Here is a 22,165-nt window from a genome sequence, read left to right on the forward strand (position 1 = left end):
CCTAAGTTGAATCTAATTTCTCTGTGCCTCAGTGTCTCTGTGGTAAAAGGTTTTCTGCTAATCACTCAGTTGCGCCAGCAATTCGGCTTGGCGCTCGCTCATCAAGGCTTGTGTTAGCTCAGTTAAATCGCCATCCATGATGTAATCGAGTTTGTATAAGGTCAGATTAATGCGGTGATCGGTCATCCGACCTTGCGGATAATTATACGTGCGGATGCGCTCCGAGCGGTCGCCCGAGCCGATTAACGATTTGCGCTCGGCAGCTTCTTTGGCGTTGATTTCTTGCATTTGCGCGTCTTTAATTCGCGCCGACAGCACCGCTAACGCCCGGGCTTTATTTTTGTGTTGCGAGCGATCGTCGTCTTGGCACTCAAACAATAATGCCGGTCGGAATATGCACCACACGCACTGCCGAGTCGGTTTTATTAATATGCTGACCACCGGCCCCACTGGCGCGGTAAGTATCAATCCGCAAATCGGCTGGATTGATATTGATTTCTTCCATCTCATCAGCCTCGGCCATCACCGCCACAGTACACGCCGAGGTATGAATCCGCCCTTGCGTTTCCGTCGCTGGCACCCGCTGTACGCGGTGTGCGCCCGATTCAAAACGCAGTCGCGAATACGCGCCTTGCCCAACAATGCGCGCGATCACTTCTTTGTAGCCACCGAGCTCAGATTCATTCACCGACATGATTTCAACTTGCCAGCGGTTACGCTCGGCGTAGCGGCTATACATGCGGAATAAATCAGCCGCAAACAACGCCGCTTCATCGCCGCCCGTGCCAGCCCGAATCTCAAGGAAAATATTGCGCTCGTCGTTCGGATCTTTAGGCAGTAGCGCGGTTTGCAAATCATAATCGAGCTGCTCAAGGCGCAATTTACCGTCTTTGATTTCTTCCGCGGCCAATTCAGCCATTTCTGGATCAGACAGCATCAACTCAGCATCGGCCAAATTGGCATTGATGCGATTAAATTCGTGCCACAACTCAACCACCGGGGTGATATCGCTGTATTCACGGTTTAATTTGCGATATTGGTCCATATCGCGCGTGGCTTCTTCAGACGCCAATAAAGCGCTAACTTCTTCTAAACGATCAGCCAATTGCGATAATTTGGCTTGAATTGATGGTTTCATGCGGTTTCCATAAGGCGAGCTACATGCAAGATTAAAACCTCGCAGAACTCAAACCAATGCTAAATATAAGGTTTACTCGGGTCGATTTAGGCAAATCTTGAATAAACCCATTCGTTTTTTAAACGAAAACGGCTTGCTCAGCGGTAAAGCGAGGTATCACGCCGACACGATCATCCCTCATCCAGAACAGGCATGCGGCGCATCCTCAAAGGATTAACCGCGAAATCCACACCGCGCCTAAATACAATCAACACAAATCAACAGTTTGCTACCAAGGCCAGACAATACGAAGGTATATGAATATAACCCTTAACCCTAAAAGGCTATATTCATATACTCCCCACTCCCCACTCCCGGCTTTTAATCAATATCTTGTAATCGATATAAACGGCGAACTAAATTCACCAAAGCTTCTTGCTCATCTGGCGCGGCGCTATTGAGCGCAGCGAGCGGCGTATGCAAAAATTTATTATTCATTTGCTGCGCCATTTGCTCGATCACGCTACTGGGATCAGCACCAGCGGCCAAGCGTTTTTGCGCTTTGGCGACTTCAGTTCGGGTAATGCGCTCAGAATGATCGCGTAAATCGCGAATCGTCGGCACCAAAGCACGGCTGGCTAACCAAGTATTAAAATCACTCAAGCGCTCGCTGATAATCGCTTCGGCGCTTTCTACCGCCAACGATCGCGATGCCATCCCTTGGCGGACGACTTCGGCCAAATCGTCCACGGTGAATAAATACACATCGCTTAAATCGGCGACTTCGCTTTCTATATCACGCGGCACGGCCAAATCGACCATAAAAATCGGTCGATGACGGCGCGCTTTTAAAGCACGCTCGACCATGCCCTTGCCCACAATCGGTAAGGACGCTGCAGTGGACGTAACCACCACGTCAAACTCGGCCATTCTGGCCGGTAAATCGGCCAACAACATCGCTTCGCCATTAAATTGCTGCGCTAGCACTTGACCGCGCTCGAGCGTGCGATTGGCAATGGCGATTTTTTTAGGGTTTTGTGCCGCAAAATGCGTGGCGCACAGTGCAATCATTTCACCAGCACCAATAAACAGCACTTTGCAATCGCTAATCGAAGGGAAAATACGCTCGGCCAAACGAACCGCAGCGGCGGCCATCGACACCGATGACGCGCCAATTTGCGTTCGCGTGCGAACTTCTTTGGCCACGGAAAACGCCCGTTGAAACACCCCATTGAGCAAAGTCCCCAAGGTGCCGGCATCTCGCGCCAATCGTTCGGCATCTTTAAATTGGCCAACAATTTGCGTTTCACCCACCACCATCGAATCCAAACCCGACACCACGCGATAAGCATGCCGCGCCGCAGCTTCACCTTCATAGATATACATATGGGAGGTAATGCTACCCAAGTCTTGATTTCTGTTGTCTGCAAGCCAATACATCACTTGCTCGATATCGCGAGCGTGGCAATACAGCTCGGTTCGATTACAGGTGGAGACAATCGCAGCTTCAAACACGCCTTTGAGCGCGACTAAGTCGGCCAATGCCGAAGGCAACTCATCCGGATTAAAGGCCAGCCGCTCCCGTACCGCAAGCGGTGCAGTTTGATAGTTAAGGCCGAGGACGAGCAGGTTCATGAAAAAATGGCGGGTTGCAAAACCCGCCATTTTACCCTGAAAACACCCACTTCACGCCACACTAAAGGAGTAGAACGCGATTAAAAATTCAGCAGTCGCGCTGACTGGTAAAAAACAAAGGAAATCGTCCACGCCAAGCCCAAAGACCAAACCAGCGAAAACGCAGTAAATGCCGTCGATTTCGATTCTTTTTTCATCGCCGCAATCACTGAAACGCAAGGAATATACGTCAGCGTAAACAGCATAAAGCTATAGGCCGACACCGGATCAAGCGTGTGCGCAAGCTGCGTTGCCAGCGCCGTACCATCATGGCCGGTAATTACCGATAAGGCGCCGAGCACGACTTCTTTGGCAACAAAACCAAAGATCAGCGCAATCGACAAGGTCGAATCAATGCCAATCGGCGACAATACCGGTTGGAAAAAATCAGACACCATCAAGGCATAACTGTGTTGTGGATTAGGAAAATTAGTCAGTAACCACACTAACACCACCCCAATGACGATCATGGTGCTAGCTAAACGCAAAAAAGTCGCGCGCCTCGCCCCAACCCCGCCGCCAGATATGGCTCAGCAATGGCAAACGATAAGGCGGTAATTCCAGCGCAAATGGCTCATTGGATTGAAAGTGCGAGCGAAATAACACCGCAGTGCCCATCGCCACCAAAATACTGATGATATACAGCGACAACAACACCCATGGCGCATTCGCCGGACTAAACAAAGCCCCACTCAAAAAGAGGAAAATCTGCAAGCGCGCTGAGCACAATGAGAATGGAATCGTCAGCATCGTGAGCAAGCGGGCTTTATGATCGCGAATCACCCGCGTCCCCATAATCGCCGGCACATTGCAGCCAAAACCCATCATCAGCATCACAAAACCACGGCCATCGAGGCCCATTCGGCTCATAATGCCGTCCATCATAAACGCGGCACGGGCAAAATATCCCGAGTCTTCAATCACTGACATTAAGCAGAAAAACAAGAAAATAATCGGCGCAAAAGTCAGTACCGTGGTGACGCCATCAAACACGCCGTTCACAATCAAACCTTGCCAAAAAGCCGGCAGCGATTGCGTAGCAGGCAATAAAAAGCTGTCTTTAAGCCAAACTAATCCCGCTTCCATGGTGTCTTGCAACGGCGTACCAATGGCGTAGGTGAGTTGGAATAAACCAAACATCACCACAATAAACAGCGGCAAACCCAACCAAGGGTGTAGCACAAAGCGATCAACTTGCGCCGTCGTATCCAGCGCCAGCGTTGGTGGCTGCTGCACTGCGGCTTGAAATAGGCGTTTTTCTTGCGCATGCATGGCGCTGGCCGCCGGTACATTGGCTAAATCAAGCTGCACACTGGCTTGCGACATCAGTTGATTTAATTGCTGCTTGGCTTCATTCAGGCCCGCGCCCAATTTGGCGCTAATTAATTGCACTGCGCAGCCCAATTCCTTGGCCAGCAAAGCGCAATCAATCGAGATACCGGCGCGTTTGGCTTCATCTTGCATATTGAGGCAAATCAGCAGCGGCGCCCCTAAGGCTTTGAGCTGCAATGCCAGCGCCAACTGGCGATCGAGTTGCGTGGCATTGAGTACCAATACAATGGCGTCGAGCTTGGCTTCAGCCAAAAAACGCTGGGCGACATGCTCGTCCTCAGCGCCGCCGACTAAATCATAAATCCCCGGCAAGTCAAAAATTTGCACCATATTAGCGCCGAGCAAAATTCGGCTGGAAGCCAATTCCACCGTTAAGCCCGGCCAATTGGCCACGCGAGCAGTGCCGCCGGTGAGGCGGTTAAATAAAGTGGACTTTCCAGTATTGGGCATGCCAACGAGGGCGACCCGCTTCATACTAAAACCTCAGCCTGATTCAGCACGACCACCGTCGATGCAATCGGCAGCACCTGAATCAACGCGGCATCAGCGCGGCGCAGCATAAATTCAGTATTGCCCACTCGCAAATGCAAGGGACCACCCAGCCAACCCCGGCGAATCACCGTAACTTCACTGTGCTCACGCAAACCCAGCGCCGACAACCGTGGCTGTAAATCAACATCCGTACTGATGGTGTGTACCACGGCACGTTGGTTTAAATCGAGCTGAGAGAGAGCACGCATAGTCGCCAATCCGCAATGAGAATGATTCATAATATCACACTGTATGGCTGACTTCTCGTTGACAACGATCAACAAAGCACGATTCAGAACCCGCTCGCAACCAAAAAATAAAGCGCGAATAACCCTCGCTGTATCGCCAAAATTAATCACGCGTTGCGCAGCCATCGGCGTGAATAACGCCGATTTATTTTAGTAACAACATTTTATAGCGTAAAAAAAGCGGCCAAGGCCGCTTTTTACTTTGCATGGATCGCAATGCTTTATTTACGATTAATCGCTCGCCATGCAATGTCGGTACGATATTGCGCGCCATCAAAATGAATATCGGCCAAAATTTCATACGCGCGTTTTTGCGCCATTTTGTAGTTTTCACCAAATGCGGTAACACACAATACACGGCCGCCACTGGTGATTGGCTCACCCGCTGCATTGAGCGTAGTACCAGCATGGAACACATGACCGTCTTCTAAATCACTTGGCAAACCGGTAATCACATCGCCTTTGCGCGGAGTTTCAGGGTAATTGGCCGCGGCCATCACCACGCCCAAGGCCACCCGACGATCCCATTCGCATTCAACTTGATCGAGCGTGCCATTCACGCCGTGCTCGCATAAAGTCACAAAGTCTGACTTCAAGCGCAGCATAATCGGCTGAGTTTCTGGATCACCAAAGCGGCAGTTAAATTCCAGTGTTTTAAGCGAACCATCAGGGCTCACCATCAAACCGGCGTACAAAAATCCAGTGTATTCGATGCCGTCTTTGGCCATGCCTTGCACGGTAGGCAAGATTACTTCACGCATTGCGCGCGCGTTGATTTCTGGCGTTACCACGGGTGCTGGGCTATACGCGCCCATGCCGCCGGTGTTCGGGCCTAGATCGCCGTCAAGCAAACGCTTATGGTCTTGGCTGGAGGCCATCGCCAATACGTTTTTACCATCGACCATCACGATAAAGCTGGCTTCTTCACCGGTAAGGAATTCTTCAATCACCACGCGAGCACCGGCGTCGCCAAATTGATTGTCGGACAACATTGCATCCACCGCCGCATGGGCTTCGAGCAAGTCCATCGCAACCACGACACCTTTACCTGCCGCTAAGCCATCCGCCTTAATCACAATCGGTGCGCCTTTAGCGTCGATATACGCATGTGCTGCCGCAGCATCGGCAAAAGTTTGATAATCCGCAGTTGGAATGCCATGGCGTTGCATAAAGGCTTTAGCAAAGTCTTTAGATGATTCGAGCTGAGCGCCTGCCTGAGTTGGGCCAAAAATTTTCAGCCCAGCCAAACGAAATGCATCCACAATCCCTTGCGACAACGGCGCTTCTGGGCCGACGACGGTGAGCTGGATGTTTTCAGCTTTAGCAAATTCAATCAATTCTGGAATAGCGGTGATTGCGACATTGGTGAGATTTTTTTCGAGTGCAGTCCCTGCATTGCCTGGCGCGACAAATACTTTAGTCGAGCGCTCAGATTGGGCTAATTTCCAAGCTAATGCATGTTCACGGCCACCTGAGCCAATGACGAGGATATTCATTTCTTTCTTACTCCAAGCGCTGATTAGTAATCAAAGCGGGAAATAAAAACAACACATTGCCATTATTACTACCACCTGGAATATAAGTCGCATACAGATTGACTTTGTCATATTTCAGAGCAACTAAAGGCAAAGCAAAAGGCAACGGGACATAACTGCCGATATCACTGCGCGAGAACAAACCCGCAGTCAAACCCGCTCCCGCTTTAAGTGGTCCTAAGACATTCCAGTACCACATATAGGCATAACCAATATGGGTTTCTGGCTTGCTATGCGAATCAGAAAACATCATCGCATAAATCATTTCTTCATTATTATTGGGTAAAGCACGATACAGGCTGAGGCCACCGCCATACGCCAGTTCGTTATAGTTATCGATTTTATCTCGATCATAGGTGCTGCGATTATGCCAAGCGTAGCCAGAGAGTAATAATCCAGTTTCGCCTTCATTCCAAATACCACTAATATTGCTGCAGGCTTTATCAAACAGCCACCAATCGGCACAGTCTGCTGCTGATACATTGGCCGCTAACAATAGCCCGATACACATTGCCCATATTTTTTTAAATGTCATTATTTTAATAATTCGTATAGTTAGAAATGTTTTCATCTTCCCGTAAAATACGAACTCTATTGGTTCGTTAATTGGTTTTTTATTATTAGTATTTTTTTATGTCTATCACCTCGGCAGCGCTTAAGCACTGCCGAGGTCGCACTCAATTAATGACGGAAGTGGCGAATGCCAGTCATCACCATCGCAATGCCATGCTCGTCGGCAGCAGCAATCACTTCTTCATCACGCAAGCTACCGCCCGGTTGAATAATAGCTGACACACCGTTTTCGGCAATCACATCTACGCCATCACGGAACGGGAAGAACGCGTCCGACGCTGCGACTGAACCACGCAGTTCCAAACCTGCATTGCGCGCTTTGATCGCGGCAATTTTAGTTGAATCCACACGGCTCATTTGGCCTGCACCAACGCCCAGTGTTTGGCCGCCTTTGCAGAACACAATCGCGTTTGATTTAACAAACTTGGCCACATTCCACGCGAACAACAAATCTTTCAATTGTTCTGGTGTTGGTTGCAACTTAGTCACGACTTTCAAATCAGCCAACATCAAGGCATGCACATCGGGCGTTTGCACCAATAAACCACCGCCAACACGCTTCAAATCAAAACGGTTTTCACCGCTTTCAATGGCGATTTCCAAAACGCGAACGTTTTGTTTTTTGGCGATCAAAGCCAATGCTTCTGCCGTATACGACGGTGCAATCAATACTTCCAAGAATTGCGTCGAAACCGCTTCAATCGTGTCGGCATCCACGGTTTTATTGAAAGCAATAATGCCACCGAAAGCACTGGTGGTATCGGTCGCTAAGGCTAGGCGGTATGCGCTATAGCTGTCTTTACCCACGGCAACGCCGCAAGGATTGGCGTGTTTAACAATCACACACGCTGGCTCGGCAAATTGCTTGACGCATTCCCACGCGGCATCCGAATCGGCGATATTGTTGTACGACAACTCTTTACCTTGGTATTGCTTGTAATTGGCCAAGCTGCCTGCTGCTGGGTCCAAATCACGGTAAAACGCGGCTGATTGGTGTGGGTTTTTTCGCCGTAACGCATGTCTTGCACTTTTTCGAACTGCAAGTTTAAGCGCGTTGGGTAAATCGCTTTTTCACCGTCGGTAGTCAATGCCGTCAGGTAATTTGAAATCGCGCCGTCATACGCGGCAGTATGGCTAAAGGCTTTTTTCGCCAAATTTTTACGCGTTGCCAAAGCCAATGCGCCGCCATTGGCTTGCATTTCTTCGATCAATAAATCGTAGTCAGCGGCATCGGTCACAATCGCCACATGCGCGTGGTTTTTAGCGGCCGAGCGCACCATGGCTGGGCCACCGATGTCGATGTTTTCAATCGCGTCTTCATAGCTGCAATCGGGTTTGGCAATCGTCGCTTCAAACGGATACAGATTCACACAAACTAAATCAATATTACCAATGCCATGCTCGTCCATGGTGGCCACATGGGCGTCTAAATCGCGACGGCCCTAAAATGCCACCGTGGATTTTTGGATGCAAGGTCTTCACGCGGCCATCGAGCATTTCAGGAAAGCCGGTGTAATCGGCAACTTCAATCACGGGTAGACCGTGATCGGCGAATAATTTAGCGGTGCCACCCGTCGAGAGAATCTCGACACCTTGCTGATGCAAGGCTTGGGCAAATGCTAACACACCAGTTTTATCCGATACGCTGATCAAGGCACGGGTAATTTTGCTCATCATGCTTCCTCTGTTTGAATTGAAACTAGACCCCACAGGGGTCGATTTATAACAAATCGTAGGCTTGTAATTTTTTACGCAGGGTATTGCGATTAATGCCGAGCATTTCTGAAGCGCGCGATTGATTACCCTCAACGCGCTGTAGCACGTTCACCAAGAGCGGCTTTTCCATGCGAGCCAAAACCATTTCATACAATGCACTCGGCGGCTCACCATCTAGGTCATTAAAGTACTGCGCGAGCGATTCATTAATTGCCGTTGCAATCAAGTCGGTGGGGGTGGTCATTCAATCTCCCGATTTTTCGGTGTTCGTTATTGTCTTCATCACACAGCTGTTACGCTATTCTGATTCATTCGCTGTGTTGCGGTATTGCAGTCGCTCGCCAAAATTGAGCAAGCTTTTTAAGTAGGTATCGACCGCTAGTGCTTGTCCAGCGGTTGTTTCCTCGGCATACATCGTTTGCCTAAATTCATTACTGCCATGTAAACCCTTGGTATACCAAGCAATATGCTTACGCGCGATTCGGCAACCGGAATATTCGCCATAAAACGCATATAAATCGTCCAAATGCCCGAGCAATACGCCATGAATTTTCTAGCACTTCGGGCGGCGGTAATGTTTCTCCCGTCGCCAAAAAATGCGCAATTTCACGGAATAACCAAGGTCGGCCTTGTGCCGCACGGCCAATCATAATCGCATCGGCCCCGGTTTCTTTGAGCACCAAAGCCGCTTTGGCTGGACTATCGATATCGCCATTGGCAATCACCGGAATCGAGATTGATTCTTTGACTGCGCGAATCAATTCATATCTGGCTTGCCCGTGATACATATCTTCGCGCGTGCGGCCATGAATCGCTAATGCGGCAATTCCTGCTCGCTCGGCCAACTGAGCAACGCGCAAAATATTCTCCGCGCCATTGGCAAAACCCAAGCGAGTTTTGAGTGTTACAGGGACGTCAACAGCATTGACCACGGCATCCAATATATCGCCAACCAATTGCTCGTTTTGCAACAAAGCCGAGCCCGCCAGCTTATTGCAGACCTTCTTAACTGGGCAGCCCATATTGATATCCACAATCTGCGCGCCATTGGCGACTTGAAACCGCGCCGCTTCGGCCAACATTTTGGGGTCTGATCCGGCAATCTGCGCCGAAATCGGCGCCAATTCACCTTCAAAATTTAGCGCGCAGCAAAGACTTTTGACTTGAACGCAAAGCCACATCGCTAGTCATCATTTCTGAGACTGCATGCCCGGCACCAAACTGCTTACACAGCTGACGAAAAGGACGATCAGTCACTCCCGCCATGGGGGCAACGATCAGATTATTTTTTAACTGATACGGGCCAATCTGCATGGCATTTAAATCATTCAAGGGGAAGGCGCGGATTCTACATCGTGCCTAAAAAATAGGCAACAAAAAGCGGCAAAAAGCCGCTGTTTTTGCTGCTGATTGCCGCTCAAAATCCAGCTATGCCGCAACACTGGACTCAGCTCGCGCATCCGCCATCCATTCTTGCATCGCGGGCAAGGCTAGCACTGCATTCATGTATAAATCTAACGGTGCAGGCACGGCAATACCGTAAGTCACAAAGCGAGTGACCACCGGCGCAAAAAACGCATCCACCCAAGAAAAATGCCCAAACAAAAATTCACCATGCCCCGCAAAACGCGAGCGCAATCATGCCAAATCGCCAATACCCGATCAATATCGGCCTGCAATGCGGGGGTCATGACGACAGGGTGTTTCTGCCGAATATCCATCGGGCAAGTACTACGTAAAGCTGAAAATCCAGCATGCATTTCAGCGCAAACTGATCGCGCATAAGCGCGCGCCACGATGTCTTGTGGCCATAATTTTGCCGCCGGATAACGTTCGGCCAAATACTCCGCAATGGCTAAAGAATCCCAAATATGGATATCACCATCAATCAGCACCGGCACTTTAGCGCTAGGCGAAAACTGCAAACGCTCAGCCAAGGCATTGGGCGCATACAAATCATGCGCCACTTCGTCAAATTTAATTCCCGCGACTTTCATCCCCAACCACGGCCGTAAAGACCATGAAGAGTAATTTTTATTGCCAATCACCAATTGCATACTTCACTCCATCCGCCATAAATAAAGCCCAAATGAAGTCAATCATTCAGGCTCTGCATCAAATAACAGCCATATATCCACCACCTAACACCAGCGCTGCCAGCTTAAGTATGATCGACCGATTTTCCCCTCAACTGGAATTTTTATTTGAAAACATGTGCCTTGCTCGGCTACCGAGGTACAACGAATCGAGCCACCGAGTTTTTGCGTTACCAAATTAAATACGATCGGCAAACCTAAACCAATACCGCCTTGATTACGCTTGGTGGTATAAAACGGATCAAAAATTTTAAGCTGCTCGAGCTCTTGCATGCCCTTGCCATTATCCTGCACGCTAATTTGATACCAATTTTCCATTTTTTGACACCACGATATCAACTTTTCCATTCTCGCCCTCATCAAAAGCATGAATTAAAGCATTTTTAAGCAACTGCCTTAACACTTTAATGAGCACCCCTGGATAGCACAGGCACACCCACTGTTCATCGCAATGCAATTCAATGACAATCTTATTTTTTATTATATTGGTTGCCAAGAACGATCTCATCAATCATATCTTGAATGTCTTCTTTTAAATCAATAGAGAGGAAAACACATCAACATCTTGATCTACGGCAACTTCTTTAAAATTATTAATAATAACTGCAATTCGATGTAGGTTTTTTAGTGAAAGTTTAATACTTTGATCAAACTTATCTAAGTAAGCTTCTAGCGATTTTCTTTTTAATGATTGGTCAGAAACCATTTTACTTAACTCATTATTTTCTTCCTCCATATAGCTGGTAGCCGTAATACAAATCCCAACCGGCGTATTTATTTCATGCGCCACCCCAACGACTAAAGCACCTAAGGAAGCCATTTTTTTCTGATTCAATTAGATTTTTTTGAGCCTTAGCCATCAAATCAAAAGCATGTGTTAGCTCTTGGTTTTTCTCAATAATAATATCCGTTTGCTCAGTCACTTCTTTCTGTAGATCAGAAATAAATTGTGCCGACAACCGCGTCCTTAATTTAAAATTAAATATCAAGCTAATGATTAAGCCGAAAAAACTCAATACAGAAAAAACAATCATTAATTTGTTTTTAGTTACTGCATAGGTAACTCTGCTATTATTCCTTGTTTCTTGCAAATGATAAAAATCATTAATCCGCGACATGATTTGGCTTTTAGCTTGTAAATAAGTTTCGCTATATAGCTGCTTCACCGCCGCTGGCGTAACATAATCGCCGGCTTCTTTGGGTTTATTTTGTGCCACCAATTTAAATACGTTTTTTTCTAACTCAGCCAATTGATCCGAGCTGGCTTGTGCCGCGCGCAATTGCTGCAATTCTTGCTCAGTGAAGCCGTTTTTATCGAATAATTTTTGCAAGCTAATGGTTTGACCATTGGGAAATGGCGGCAAACCTTGATGCGGCATTAAGAAATCCCAGTACACGCGATGATAATTTTCTGGTCGAGGCTGAATGCCATTGCGAATATCTAAAATTTGATTGTAAAACTGCAAAAACTTGGGATTTCCCGTTGCGGCATAAGCCCGAGCCATCAATGTGAGCTGGTCTGAGCTCAAGCGCATTTGTTCGGCTAATAAAAATGACTCATAACGCCGATCACTCGCCGCTTGCCGTTCTGCCAAAGTAAAATAGCTAAGATAAACAAACACTGCCGCCAGCAGCGCGCACAGCAACGCCAATATGGCTGACCAGTCTATTTGTTTAAACTGTTGCTTTGTCTCTTGCCTCATCCTGTGACTCCAGCAAACCTCATCATTACTACGCCGCAGCGCGCTCCCCCCCAATGCTGGCCAATTAACCGCCAACTTGAAACAGCACGACTAGTCGCTCTGCCAATTTAAGCGCACTCCGAGTGCTGAACTCAGTATCATGTATTTACAGTCATTTTGCTGACTCATTTGACAAGCAAATGCAATGCATAAACAAGAATTTTGCAAGCAACATACTCAAAAATACAGTCAACACGCTTTACCAATACCAATCAGCTATCAGCCTTTTCCAAAGCCAAATATTTTCTAAGGGGTATTTCAATCCCCACGGATATTTTCATACGCCCGCCATCAATACCCTCTATGTGATCAAGAGCGACATCCAGACGTTACACTCAGCATGAGCTTTACTTTCTGTAAGCAAGGCGACGACATAAAAAAACCGCCGAAAAACGGCGGTTTTTAACATTCTTAACGAGCAGCCCAAAGCTTAATTCAGTTGCACGGTATAACCGGCTTGATTGCTTGGGTGATCTTTATTCACAAATACGGCACGATCATTCTTCACCATTAAAACTTGGAAGAAAGGTTTAAAACGCTCATCGCTAATGCCAAATGCCGCTTGAATCTTGGCAAACAACGCTTGTTCTTCTGGCTCAGCTTCGCCATCGGAGAACGCTGAATCGAGCAGATTCATCAAAATGCACATTTTTTGTGCATCGGTTAATACCGGCGTCGCTTCGGCCAAGAAAGTATCAATCGAATTTTTTTGGCGATACGCCAAAGCACGATCGAGCAATTGACGGTTTTGCGCGCCAACACCGATCGCACCACTGCTTGATTTTTGGCCGCCCAATACCGACAACAAATGGCCGACTTCTTCGTTATCCATCTCGCCATCAGCCGACATCATGTATAAAAGGCCAGTCGCAAAAGCGAAATGTGGACTCATCGTCGTGCTAGTGTCGCTCTTGAACATATCAAACAAACCCATCTCAATTCCCCTTCTGAATAATTCAATAAAATAATACGGCTGATCTAAGCTAATTCAGACCCCATGTTCTGCAATGAGTTCCATATCTACAGCAATCTATTTAACAAAATTTATTGGGTATTGCGATGCAGTACTTAAACTCACTACGCCAGCGGCCAATACATCAACAATTTAAGCGAGTCGCTACCACGCGTAAAAAAACCGCCCGAACAATCGGGCGGGCTTGGGTTTATTCCTTGCCTTGGGCGTGGTCAGATAAAATCAGTGCTGCGCACGATCCATCTCACTGGCGGCATTAAGCTTCTGGCGGTTCTTGAATATGCACGGTACGCGTTGGGAAGGCAATTTTGCGCGTGGTGCTGCTCAATAATGGCCGCAATTTGCAATAACACATCTTGTTTCACCGCATGAAAACGCACCCAGTCGGTGGTTTTAGTGAAGGTATACAGCATAATATCCAGCGATGATGCGGCAAATTGATTGAAATTGACGATTGTCGTTTGCGTCGAATCAATTTCGGGATGCGCTTGTAGCATCTCTTTAATCTGGCTCACGATGCTATGCACTTGGGCAATATCGTCATAGCGCAGACCGATGGTTTCGCGAATCCGCCGATGCGTCATACGCGAAGGGTTTTCGACCACGATGGAAGTAAAAATCGCATTGGGGACGTAAATCGGGTTTTTATTAAAGCCGCGAATCCGCGTATGCCGCCAAGAAATTTTTTCTACCGTGCCTTCAATCTGCTTATCCGGCGAGCGTATCCACTCACCGACGCTAAACGGTCGATCAAGATAAATCGTTAAGCCACCAAAAAAGTTAGCCAGCAAATCTTTGGCGGCAAAACCCACCGCCAAACCACCAATCCCCCCCGCCGCGAGCACCCCAGAAACGCTAAAACCAAGCGTCTGAAAAATGCTCAGCGCCGTGGCAATCACCACGCTTAACCGTCCTAGTTTAGATAAGGCATCCACCGTGGTGGAATCAACACTTTCGCCGCGTTCATAGCGATCGCTCAAAAAGCTTTGGCTGGTTAAAGTGATTAAACGAAATAAGAACCAAGCCAAACATAGCGTCACCCCTACATTACGTAATGGCGAAGTTAAACCCACGATATTGACATGCAAATACTGTGGAATCAGCGTCAAAATATAACTAATCCCCAACACCCAAACCAAACTACGCAAGGCCGGCCGAGCTGCATGCACCAATACATCATCCCAGCGGGTATTTGATTTTTGCGCCAAACGCGTTACCTGACGCAGTGCAAAAGCCAGCAAAGCATTCACCGCCACAATCACCAAAATAGCCAAGAGCACGCTATGGACTTCGGGCGTGTCAAACAGCAGCGTTTTAAGTTGAGTAAGCCAAGTGTCCACTGGCGATTTCCTTATTCATTCAAATTTAAATCGAGCACTGCTGAGCGGCTCAGCAGTCAAGGCGCGTACTTTGGCATTGCACACCCGCAATGTCTGCGCCAAATTACCGCGCTCTGCCCTCATCAATATAAATGAAGATGAACAAGTCCCCAGCCATCTCTATCCAAACTCGTTTTGCGGACTGCAGCGCCAGCATCAATCTGGCGGCTGTCGGTTGTTGCTCGAGTTATTGGCCAGCGATTAACTGACTGATGACTGCAATTTAAACAGCATTTTTCCTATCGTACGGGTATTAAAATCGGGATGTTGAATGGGTAAATTTTGTTCATCGATATATTGGCCCATAATCCGGCGTGCCACTTCTTTATCGCCAGTTTGAACATTAAACACTTGGATTTGCGTACTGTCGCGCTGCACCACGCGATACTGACTACCATCTTTTAACTCGATCAGCAGTTCAGCCTGAATCTCACCGATATCCTCCCCCACCGCGCGATATCTGCCCAGCAGCGGGTGAAAATGCGCCGATCGCATGACGAATAAAAGCTTTTAGCGTATGCCGCATGTATTCATTAATTGGATTAATTTCACCGCAGGCCTCTGCCAATAGCACTTGGCGCAGCAAGGTCACCATACTCGCTTGCGTAGCTGTAGCTGAGTACCAAAACAGCCAAGCTTTATGATGCCCAACTTGTAAGCGAGTCAGATTTTCATACTCGGCAACCAGCACCGTGTTTTTAGACTCCGGCGTCAAAAACACCATCATCACCTTCTCGTTATTGAATGCGCCATCCTCAACAATCGCTTGATAGTATTCGCACAACTGCTTTGGATTCGCCGCACCCACTTTTATTTTATTTTCAATAATAATGCGATACAACAAGGCATCATCGTTACCTAACAGTGTCAGCTCAATATCGATCTCTTTTCTCGCCCCATTAATAAGTTGGTAAGGCTCTTCAAGCGCTACACGTGAATTGATGAAGTTTGCGCGCAAGATCTCAGCAAAATGCTCGACCCCCAGTTGCGCGAGAAAAACACGCACAAAAGCATCACCACCTAAACCGTGGTCTTCCGAACTATCTAATAAATACCCCAGCATTGCCGACATACTCGGCTCATGTAATCGCGCCTTGCCTTGGCTTAAAACTTGAAAAATATTCATTTAAATTAATCCGCATTTCCATCAAAAGAAAAACCCACTGCAGCCAGCTGCTGCAGCAGTTTGCCAAGGGTATATGAATACAGCATTTATCTAGGCATTATTTCTGGTCAATACCTATAGAAAAATCATATGTCAGATAAATAATTTACAATAAGCCGTATTTTTATCTACCGGATTTTCTCGTGACTTCACTTGCACTGATCCAACTGCTGCTAAGCAGCTATCGCCAATTGCTGGGGCATGATTTAGTGCCGGCCACTGACTCCTTAATCGATGCCGCGGCGTGGCTGCAGCATGAGGCGCCGTTTTGTGTGCTGGCGCATGATGCTAGCGACGACCCTCGGTTTATTTTTGCCAACGACAGCGCCCACCGCTGCTTTGATTACCCCGATGGCCAATTACTTGGCCTGCCATCACGACTCTCTGCTGCGACACCTGATCAGCAAGAGCGGGAACAATTGCTTAGCGCGGTGCGAGAACACGGTTATGCCTGCGGCTATCGCGGGCTGCGAATCGCCAAAACCGGACGGCGTTTTTGGATTGAAGACGTCACCGTGTGGAATCTGATCGACGAGCTGGGCGTGCGCCATGGTCAAGCCGCCACCTACCGCCGATGGCGCGATGCGCCCGATTCAGCACCAACCAGCGTAGCAACACTCAGCCAATCACAAGATTCACCACAATGACTGACTTAAAACTGCGTTTAACACTGGCTCGCTTTGACGACGCCATCATAAGAGGTATTATTTCACACACATAAAACAATACCAATAAGGTATGACGTCTGAGATATGTCTGGGAAGCATATCAAGGCCAATTTGGACAGGCGAATCCCACTATGGATGGAGAGGATAATGAATAAAAAAATCAAACTCGCCACACTACTGACAGCGCTGTTTTTAAGCGCCAGTGTGATGGCAGCCGATTGGGACAGCAAAGCCGTGTATACCGCAGGTGCCACCGTCACCTATCAAGGTAAAAACTGGAAAGCCAAATGGTGGACTACCGGTGAAATACCCGGCGGCACGCAATGGGGCCCTTGGGCAATCGAAAGCAACCCAGTACCAACAGCAAGCCCCACAGCAATACCAACTGCGACACCAACGACTAGCCCAACGGCAAAACCCACTGCAACACCAACCGCAATACCGACAGCCACCCCAACGGTAAAACCGACTGCGACCCCCACTGCTATACCGACGGCAACCCCGACGGTAAAACCAACTGCGACACCAACAGCAACGCCAACCGCAACGCCAACGGCGACCCCAACACCGGGTGGCAATACTTGCGCGCAGGTGTGGAATCCGGATGAAATTTATCGTCCGAACTTGGGCCTGGTCATCCGCAGTGCGTATGGCAAAAACTACCAAGCCAATTATTACTCGAGCAATATCGAACCTAGCGCCAACTCCGCCGTCGGCGGCGCATGGAAAGCCCTTGGCGCGTGTACTGGCCCAAGCACGCCACGTGCCTCTGGCCCAGAAACCTTAGCCGAAGCACAAGCGCACGAAGCCGCCGCGATCAGCACGCCGTATATGCAAATGATCCGCGCCTCGGTTGCCACGCTCGACAATAAACTGGTTGAGCAAGTCACGCCGGGCAATCAAAGCAATCCAGCCAACGTGAAACGGGTGGAAGGCATTGTGTCGCAGCAGCAATGGAATTATTTCTTCCCTGAAGCCAACCCGGGCTACACCTACACCAACTTCTTGCGTGGCGTAGCGAAATTCCCGAGCTTCTGCGCCGACTACAGCGATGGCCGCAATGCAGATCAAATTTGCCGCCGCGTTGTTGCTGCCTTTTTTGCCCACGTGGTGCAAGAAACCGGCAATCACAGCGCATCGAGCCCGAATCCAAAATGGCGCCAAGGCTTAACGGCACTGCGTGAAGGGGGCGATGGTAAAGGTTCAGAAGCCTATTCATCCGGTTGCGGTGATGTGAACTGGCAAAAACAGTTTGATGGTACCCTCGCTTGTGGCAAAAACCCAGACGGCACGTGGATTTCTTACTACGGCCGTGGCGCGCATCAAATCTCTTACATCTTCAACTACGCCCCACTGTCGTTGGCGATTTATGGCGACCGCGCCGTGCTACGCGACAACCCCGACTTAGTGGCTTCAACATGGTTGAACATGGCCTCGGCCTTGTATTTCTTTGTGACACCACAACCGCCAAAACCATCGGTATTGCATACCTTGGACGGCACTTGGGTACCGAACGCGACCGATATCGCCGGCGGCTTGGGGAACGACTTCCCAACCACTAGCCAGATTATCAATGGCGAATGTATGTCTAATCCAATCAAACCAACGGCACAGGCGCGTAATAACTTCTACGTCGAATTTGCCCGCGAATTGAATTTGGACATCTCCAAAGAGTCGATGAAATGTACCGATATGAAATCGTTCAGCGGTGGCAGCTCAGCCGCAGTGGCCATCTATTGGAATAAATCGGAAGAAACCGCCGACAACCCAGCACCAATCAAATACCAATGCCGCCTCACCAGCGAGCAATCGGGCTTCTCGGCGCTGATCGACAATCAATACACCCAATGTGTTGAAGCCAAATGGGCCGTCAAATTGAAATAAACCCGCAGCGCTAACCCGCCGCCAACAAAAAGCCACGATATTCGTGGCTTTTTTTATTCCATCCCCCCAAAAACCACGCGGCGCCGCAGCATAAAAAAATCGCGCTAATCAATCGGGCGGTTTGACGTCTCCGGTAGGGTGTATTCGGCGCGAAGCGGCAATACACCAATGATGCGAGATTCATGCGGCGTAATGCCTGCGGCGATTACGCCCTACTCGCTCGGTGCGCTTGAACGGGGATCTCAAGCCCCAGACCCACGATCAAGATGATATTTAGATGTATTGCCAGCAAAGCATTGATATTCAATCCCTAGCAACAAATACGCCCGTAGGGTGTGAAAATCCCGCAGGGATTTGCGCACCAAAACCGCGATTGAGCAGCGATGTAGTAAACACCGCATCCGCGTGCGCAAATCAAAGATTTGCACACCCTACGGCGACCCAAACACCAGCACAAAACCAAGTACGCCAATGGTGGGACCATGGTTTTCTATCCCCTGTATCCAGCCGAGTGAGGAACAAGCGGGGTGGGGTTTTTGCGCTCATTGTTTGAGGCCGCAGGCCGAGTTTTGAGCGCAACCGCCTCGATTGTCCAGAGCGAGGGTACCGACGAAGTCGGCGCAGATACCGGGGGCTGCTTTGGGTTGTTGGGGGATTTGCAGATGACGGGGCCCCCGCAAAGTTGCAAACTTTGTGGGGTGTGAGGTAAAACCCCCTTCCCGCCCGCGCGGCGGAACGCGCACCAAAATCACGCGGCGCAGCCGTATAAAACACAACCACCAGAATCAATCGGGCGGTTTCATTCATCGCGGTAAACGTTGGGCTGCGCAAGCTTAGCCCAACCTACGGCGCTGGTAATTCAAGAATGCAGTGCAGATGATCAGGCAAAACCACCCACGCATGAATTCGAAATGGATGTCTCTGCCGCGTATAGGCCACCGCCTCACGCAGTAGATCGATGTGTTGCACCAAATAAAAAAATTGTTGTGGCGTTCCAGCAAGGTCACAGTAAAAAACCATGTCCCACCCGGTAGCCATGCGCGGTGATAATTAGGCATGCACGCAGTATCGCCACCCAATTCGTAAAAGCAATCCCAAACGTAGGGCGTCAATGAGCAAAGCGAATTGCGCCGAGCAATCGTGGAGCAACCACAGCACACGATTCAATTCACCCGTTGTGCAATTTGCATACAGATCCGTGCAATTGACGCAAAAGCCGGTGCAATTCGCTAATGCTCATTGCCCCCTACGATTGCATCAGACTCGGATCGATTGTGGCTTACGAGTTACTCGCTGAGCCCATTGATTTAAACCTCTTCTGAAACTATTGCCTCCAGATGTCTTTTTAATACAAACCCTCCGAAAGAACTTCCATCGAAAATCACATCCGAATCAAGCAAGAGCATAGGATCAACATTTGTATTGTAAAAGTTACTAAATACCAAAAATTCATCAAAAGAATCTGGATCATTTGGGCAATAAGTGATTTCGGCATTGCCGCGCATAGTGGTATTTTGAAACGCTTTTATTTTTCCTGACAATTTCACATTTCCATAGATGCGTGATTTTTTTTGTGCAATCAATGCGTCAGTAATAACAGCACTACCATAAACCCATGCCTCATTTGTCACGTATGCTTCCCCAGCAAGAATTGCACACCCAAACACCTTGGCCTCTCTTCCGGCACAGCTATGATCTTTCATCACAACGCTGCCACGAACTTCTGCACTGCCGTGTGCCGTCGCATAATCACCTAGATAAGCATTTCCTTTGATTTTTGCTGATCCGCTAACTTTAGCCTGCCCTTCAACAATAGCATCGTCGTATATCCAACTATCATCGCTAAACAAAGCCAAATTACGAGTAGCCTCTACATACCCTCCGATATCACCAATATTTATATCAGCAAACGGCCTCAGCGCTTTTATGCGATACACAGTACTCCCTGATTTAGTGACTTGGTATTGGTCTTTAATTAGCTCATATCGCTTTGTGCGTGACATCTCAGAATGGCAATCCACTTTAGATTATGTAAGAAACACGGGCTACGCATTCGCATAACCCGTTATTAAAATCACCCCACCTTCTTCTTCAACATCTCCAGCGCCATTGCTGGATTGGCCTTGCCGCCGGAGCCTTTCATTACTTGGCCGACCAAGGCATTCAGCGCCTTCTCTTTACCGCTGCGATATTCTTCAATCGCTTTCGGATTGGCTGCCAACACGGTATCGACAATCGCTTCAATCGCGCCAGTGTCCGACTCTTGCTTCAGGCCATCGCGCTCGATAATCACGTCGGCTGATGTTTTATCGGTGGCACCCGATTCCCACATTTTCTTGAGCACGTCTTTGGCGGTTTTATTGTTGATGGTGTTGTCCGAAATACGAGCAATCAACGCGCCCAAAGCGGAAGCGGAAATTGGGCATTCAGCAATGGTTTTCTCTTCGCGGTTCAGCGTGGCCGAGATGTCGCCCATGATCCAGTTCGCGGCTAGCTTGGCATCGGCGCCCGCAGCAACGGTCGCTTCAAAGTAAGCGGCCAGTATCTTGCTGGAGGTCAACATGCGCGCGTCGTAGGCGGATATACCGTACTGCTCGATAAAGCGCGCTTGCATTGCCACTGGCAATTCTGGCAATTCGCTGCGTACGCGCTCAATCCATTCTTCTGAAATCACCAGCGGTGGCAAATCTGGATCAGGGAAGTAGCGGTAATCGTGCGCGTCTTCTTTACTACGCATCATGCGCGTTTCGCCCTTATCCGGGTCGAACAGCACCGTGCCTTGCACCACGCGACCACCGTCTTCGATGGTTTCGATTTGCCAGCGGATTTCGTAATCAATCGCTTGCTGCAAGAATTTGAACGAGTTCAGATTCTTAATTTCGCGGCGCGTTCCCAGCTCAACTTGACCGGCTGGGCGCACTGAAACGTTGGCATCAACGCGGAATGAGCCTTCCGACATATTGCCGTCGCAAATACCGATCCACGTCACCAACTCGTACAATGCTTTGGCGTAAGCCACGGCTTCGGCGCTGGAGCGCATTTCTGGCTCAGAGACGATTTCGAGCAAGGGTGTACCGGCGCGATTTAAGTCGATGCCGGTCATGCCTTGGTAGTCTTCGTGCAGCGATTTGCCGGCATCTTCTTCTAAATGGGCGCGAGTAAGGTTGATTTTGCGCTCTTCGTCACCGACTTGAATGGTGATGACACCGCCTTCCACCACCGGCAAATCCATCTGGCTAATTTGATAGCCTTTGGGCAAATCAGGGTAAAAGTAGTTTTTACGATCAAACACTGAACGGCGTTTAACGTTGGCGCCAATCGCGAGACCAAACTGAATCGCGCGCTCAACGGCAGCGCGGTTCATCACTGGCAAAGCGCCCGGCAAGGCGATATCGACCACCGCCGTTTGCGTATTCGGCGCAGCGCCAAACGCCGTGCTGGCCGGTGAGAAAATTTTCGATTTTGTGGTGAGCTGAGTGTGAACCTCTAGCCCGATTACGACTTCCCATTTCATGGCGTGTCTCTCTTCTTT

General features: G+C 48.9%; 22 protein-coding genes and 3 pseudogenes. 3 read left to right on the forward strand and 22 right to left on the reverse strand.

The window, feature by feature from the left end; translation table 11 throughout:
* Positions 1-57: 57 nt before the first annotated feature.
* From prfA to GKO28_RS06760, 17 genes and pseudogenes are all read right to left on the reverse strand, one after another.
* Positions 58-1,138, reverse strand: a pseudogene (gene prfA, locus GKO28_RS06685) (peptide chain release factor 1).
* 360 nt (positions 1,139-1,498) lie between these two features.
* Positions 1,499-2,752: a glutamyl-tRNA reductase gene (gene hemA / locus GKO28_RS06690; RefSeq protein ID WP_182075742.1), complete on the reverse strand. Its 1,254-nt coding sequence runs from the start codon at positions 2,750-2,752 to the stop codon at positions 1,499-1,501.
* 80 nt (positions 2,753-2,832) lie between these two features.
* On the reverse strand, positions 2,833-3,279 hold the full coding sequence (locus GKO28_RS06695; RefSeq protein ID WP_203563975.1) for a nucleoside recognition domain-containing protein: 447 nt from the start codon (positions 3,277-3,279) through the stop codon (positions 2,833-2,835).
* Positions 3,266-4,597, reverse strand: coding sequence for a ferrous iron transporter B (locus tag GKO28_RS06700; RefSeq protein ID WP_203563976.1), 1,332 nt, complete (start codon positions 4,595-4,597; stop codon positions 3,266-3,268). The genes GKO28_RS06695 and GKO28_RS06700 overlap by 14 nt, the downstream gene beginning before the upstream one ends.
* The gene (locus GKO28_RS06705) at positions 4,594-4,863 is read right to left on the reverse strand and encodes a FeoA family protein (RefSeq protein WP_182075743.1); all 270 of its coding nucleotides are present in this window, start codon (positions 4,861-4,863) and stop codon (positions 4,594-4,596) included. The genes GKO28_RS06700 and GKO28_RS06705 overlap by 4 nt, the downstream gene beginning before the upstream one ends.
* Before the next feature lie 260 nt (positions 4,864-5,123).
* Complete coding sequence (gene purD / locus GKO28_RS06710) at positions 5,124-6,398, reverse strand: phosphoribosylamine--glycine ligase (RefSeq protein ID WP_182075744.1); 1,275 nt, start codon at positions 6,396-6,398, stop codon at positions 5,124-5,126.
* Positions 6,399-6,405: 7 nt separating this feature from the next.
* Positions 6,406-6,972: a lipid IV(A) palmitoyltransferase PagP gene (gene pagP, locus GKO28_RS06715; RefSeq protein WP_203563977.1), complete on the reverse strand. Its 567-nt coding sequence runs from the start codon at positions 6,970-6,972 to the stop codon at positions 6,406-6,408.
* A gap of 146 nt (positions 6,973-7,118) precedes the next feature.
* Positions 7,119-8,684 (reverse strand): annotated as a pseudogene (gene purH / locus GKO28_RS06720) (bifunctional phosphoribosylaminoimidazolecarboxamide formyltransferase/IMP cyclohydrolase).
* Between the two features lie 46 nt (positions 8,685-8,730).
* Complete coding sequence (locus GKO28_RS06725; RefSeq protein WP_173532493.1) at positions 8,731-8,970, reverse strand: helix-turn-helix domain-containing protein; 240 nt, start codon at positions 8,968-8,970, stop codon at positions 8,731-8,733.
* 54 nt (positions 8,971-9,024) lie between these two features.
* Positions 9,025-10,040, reverse strand: a pseudogene (dusB, locus tag GKO28_RS06730) (tRNA dihydrouridine synthase DusB).
* A gap of 114 nt (positions 10,041-10,154) precedes the next feature.
* Positions 10,155-10,310: a hypothetical protein gene (locus GKO28_RS22700; protein ID WP_374220715.1), complete on the reverse strand. Its 156-nt coding sequence runs from the start codon at positions 10,308-10,310 to the stop codon at positions 10,155-10,157.
* Positions 10,271-10,783: a glutathione S-transferase gene (locus GKO28_RS06735; RefSeq protein WP_247646406.1), complete on the reverse strand. Its 513-nt coding sequence runs from the start codon at positions 10,781-10,783 to the stop codon at positions 10,271-10,273. The genes GKO28_RS22700 and GKO28_RS06735 overlap by 40 nt, the downstream gene beginning before the upstream one ends.
* Positions 10,784-10,867: 84 nt before the next feature.
* On the reverse strand, positions 10,868-11,140 hold the full coding sequence (locus GKO28_RS06740; RefSeq protein WP_182075746.1) for an ATP-binding protein: 273 nt from the start codon (positions 11,138-11,140) through the stop codon (positions 10,868-10,870).
* Positions 11,141-11,354: 214 nt separating this feature from the next.
* Positions 11,355-11,642 carry a histidine kinase dimerization/phospho-acceptor domain-containing protein gene (locus GKO28_RS06745; RefSeq protein ID WP_182075747.1) on the reverse strand — a complete coding sequence of 96 codons (288 nt, stop codon included), beginning with the start codon at positions 11,640-11,642 and terminating at the stop codon, positions 11,355-11,357.
* Positions 11,602-12,525, reverse strand: coding sequence for a hypothetical protein (locus tag GKO28_RS06750; RefSeq protein ID WP_182075748.1), 924 nt, complete (start codon positions 12,523-12,525; stop codon positions 11,602-11,604). The genes GKO28_RS06745 and GKO28_RS06750 overlap by 41 nt, the downstream gene beginning before the upstream one ends.
* A gap of 469 nt (positions 12,526-12,994) precedes the next feature.
* Positions 12,995-13,498, reverse strand: coding sequence for a TerB family tellurite resistance protein (locus tag GKO28_RS06755; protein WP_182075749.1), 504 nt, complete (start codon positions 13,496-13,498; stop codon positions 12,995-12,997).
* 251 nt (positions 13,499-13,749) lie between these two features.
* Complete coding sequence (locus tag GKO28_RS06760) at positions 13,750-14,877, reverse strand: mechanosensitive ion channel family protein (protein WP_203563978.1); 1,128 nt, start codon at positions 14,875-14,877, stop codon at positions 13,750-13,752.
* On the opposite strand from GKO28_RS06760, the gene GKO28_RS06765 reads away from it, so the two are divergent.
* Positions 14,870-15,121 carry a hypothetical protein gene (locus GKO28_RS06765; protein WP_182075750.1) on the forward strand — a complete coding sequence of 84 codons (252 nt, stop codon included), beginning with the start codon at positions 14,870-14,872 and terminating at the stop codon, positions 15,119-15,121. The genes GKO28_RS06760 and GKO28_RS06765 overlap by 8 nt on opposite strands.
* On the opposite strand, the gene GKO28_RS06770 is transcribed toward GKO28_RS06765, so the two are convergent.
* On the reverse strand, positions 15,118-15,366 hold the full coding sequence (locus tag GKO28_RS06770; RefSeq protein ID WP_182075751.1) for a hypothetical protein: 249 nt from the start codon (positions 15,364-15,366) through the stop codon (positions 15,118-15,120). The two genes, GKO28_RS06765 and GKO28_RS06770, sit on opposite strands and share 4 nt — an antisense overlap.
* A complete protein-coding gene (locus GKO28_RS06775; RefSeq protein WP_182075752.1) occupies positions 15,347-16,042 on the reverse strand; it encodes a PD-(D/E)XK nuclease family protein in 696 nt (231 codons plus the stop codon). The genes GKO28_RS06770 and GKO28_RS06775 overlap by 20 nt, the downstream gene beginning before the upstream one ends.
* Before the next feature lie 182 nt (positions 16,043-16,224).
* On the opposite strand from GKO28_RS06775, the gene GKO28_RS06780 reads away from it, so the two are divergent.
* On the forward strand, positions 16,225-16,728 hold the full coding sequence (locus GKO28_RS06780) for an MEKHLA domain-containing protein (protein WP_182075753.1): 504 nt from the start codon (positions 16,225-16,227) through the stop codon (positions 16,726-16,728).
* Between the two features lie 168 nt (positions 16,729-16,896).
* Entirely contained in the window at positions 16,897-18,633 is a 1,737-nt protein-coding gene (locus GKO28_RS21260) for a glycoside hydrolase family 19 protein (protein ID WP_182075754.1), read from the forward strand.
* An 843-nt stretch (positions 18,634-19,476) separates the two neighbouring features.
* Here GKO28_RS21260 and GKO28_RS06790 read toward each other — a convergent pair.
* The 3 genes from GKO28_RS06790 to gatB all read right to left on the reverse strand — a co-directional run bounded on the left by GKO28_RS06790 (position 19,477) and on the right by gatB (position 22,147).
* A complete protein-coding gene (locus tag GKO28_RS06790; protein WP_203563979.1) occupies positions 19,477-19,653 on the reverse strand; it encodes a hypothetical protein in 177 nt (58 codons plus the stop codon).
* A 287-nt stretch (positions 19,654-19,940) separates the two neighbouring features.
* Positions 19,941-20,570 carry a hypothetical protein gene (locus tag GKO28_RS06795; protein WP_182075755.1) on the reverse strand — a complete coding sequence of 210 codons (630 nt, stop codon included), beginning with the start codon at positions 20,568-20,570 and terminating at the stop codon, positions 19,941-19,943.
* 137 nt (positions 20,571-20,707) lie between these two features.
* Positions 20,708-22,147 (reverse strand): Asp-tRNA(Asn)/Glu-tRNA(Gln) amidotransferase subunit GatB, encoded by a 1,440-nt coding sequence (gatB, locus tag GKO28_RS06800; protein WP_182075756.1) that lies wholly within the window; start codon positions 22,145-22,147, stop codon positions 20,708-20,710.
* Positions 22,148-22,165 lie beyond the last annotated feature (18 nt).

This window comes from Deefgea sp. CFH1-16 (assembly GCF_016881365.1).
GTDB lineage: Bacteria > Pseudomonadota > Gammaproteobacteria > Burkholderiales > Chitinibacteraceae > Deefgea.

Excerpts from the sequence above, each read along its gene's own strand:
- GKO28_RS06735 (WP_247646406.1), bottom strand. The coding sequence starts at position 10,783 with ATGCAATTGGTGATTGGCAATAAAAATTACTCTTCATGGTCTTTACGG.
- GKO28_RS21260 (WP_182075754.1), top strand. The coding sequence starts at position 16,897 with ATGAATAAAAAAATCAAACTCGCCACACTACTGACAGCGCTGTTTTTA.
- gatB (WP_182075756.1), bottom strand. The coding sequence starts at position 22,147 with ATGAAATGGGAAGTCGTAATCGGGCTAGAGGTTCACACTCAGCTCACC.
- hemA (WP_182075742.1), bottom strand. The coding sequence starts at position 2,752 with ATGAACCTGCTCGTCCTCGGCCTTAACTATCAAACTGCACCGCTTGCG.
- GKO28_RS06700 (WP_203563976.1), bottom strand. The coding sequence starts at position 4,597 with ATGAAGCGGGTCGCCCTCGTTGGCATGCCCAATACTGGAAAGTCCACT.
- GKO28_RS06740 (WP_182075746.1), bottom strand. The coding sequence starts at position 11,140 with ATGGAAAATTGGTATCAAATTAGCGTGCAGGATAATGGCAAGGGCATG.
- GKO28_RS06705 (WP_182075743.1), bottom strand. The coding sequence starts at position 4,863 with ATGCGTGCTCTCTCTCAGCTCGATTTAAACCAACGTGCCGTGGTACAC.
- GKO28_RS06725 (WP_173532493.1), bottom strand. The coding sequence starts at position 8,970 with ATGACCACCCCCACCGACTTGATTGCAACGGCAATTAATGAATCGCTC.
- purD (WP_182075744.1), bottom strand. The coding sequence starts at position 6,398 with ATGAATATCCTCGTCATTGGCTCAGGTGGCCGTGAACATGCATTAGCT.
- GKO28_RS06790 (WP_203563979.1), bottom strand. The coding sequence starts at position 19,653 with ATGGTTTTTTACTGTGACCTTGCTGGAACGCCACAACAATTTTTTTAT.
- pagP (WP_203563977.1), bottom strand. The coding sequence starts at position 6,972 with ATGACATTTAAAAAAATATGGGCAATGTGTATCGGGCTATTGTTAGCG.
- GKO28_RS06745 (WP_182075747.1), bottom strand. The coding sequence starts at position 11,642 with ATGGCTTCCTTAGGTGCTTTAGTCGTTGGGGTGGCGCATGAAATAAAT.
- GKO28_RS06775 (WP_182075752.1), bottom strand. The coding sequence starts at position 16,042 with ATGAATATTTTTCAAGTTTTAAGCCAAGGCAAGGCGCGATTACATGAG.
- GKO28_RS06750 (WP_182075748.1), bottom strand. The coding sequence starts at position 12,525 with ATGAGGCAAGAGACAAAGCAACAGTTTAAACAAATAGACTGGTCAGCC.
- GKO28_RS06755 (WP_182075749.1), bottom strand. The coding sequence starts at position 13,498 with ATGGGTTTGTTTGATATGTTCAAGAGCGACACTAGCACGACGATGAGT.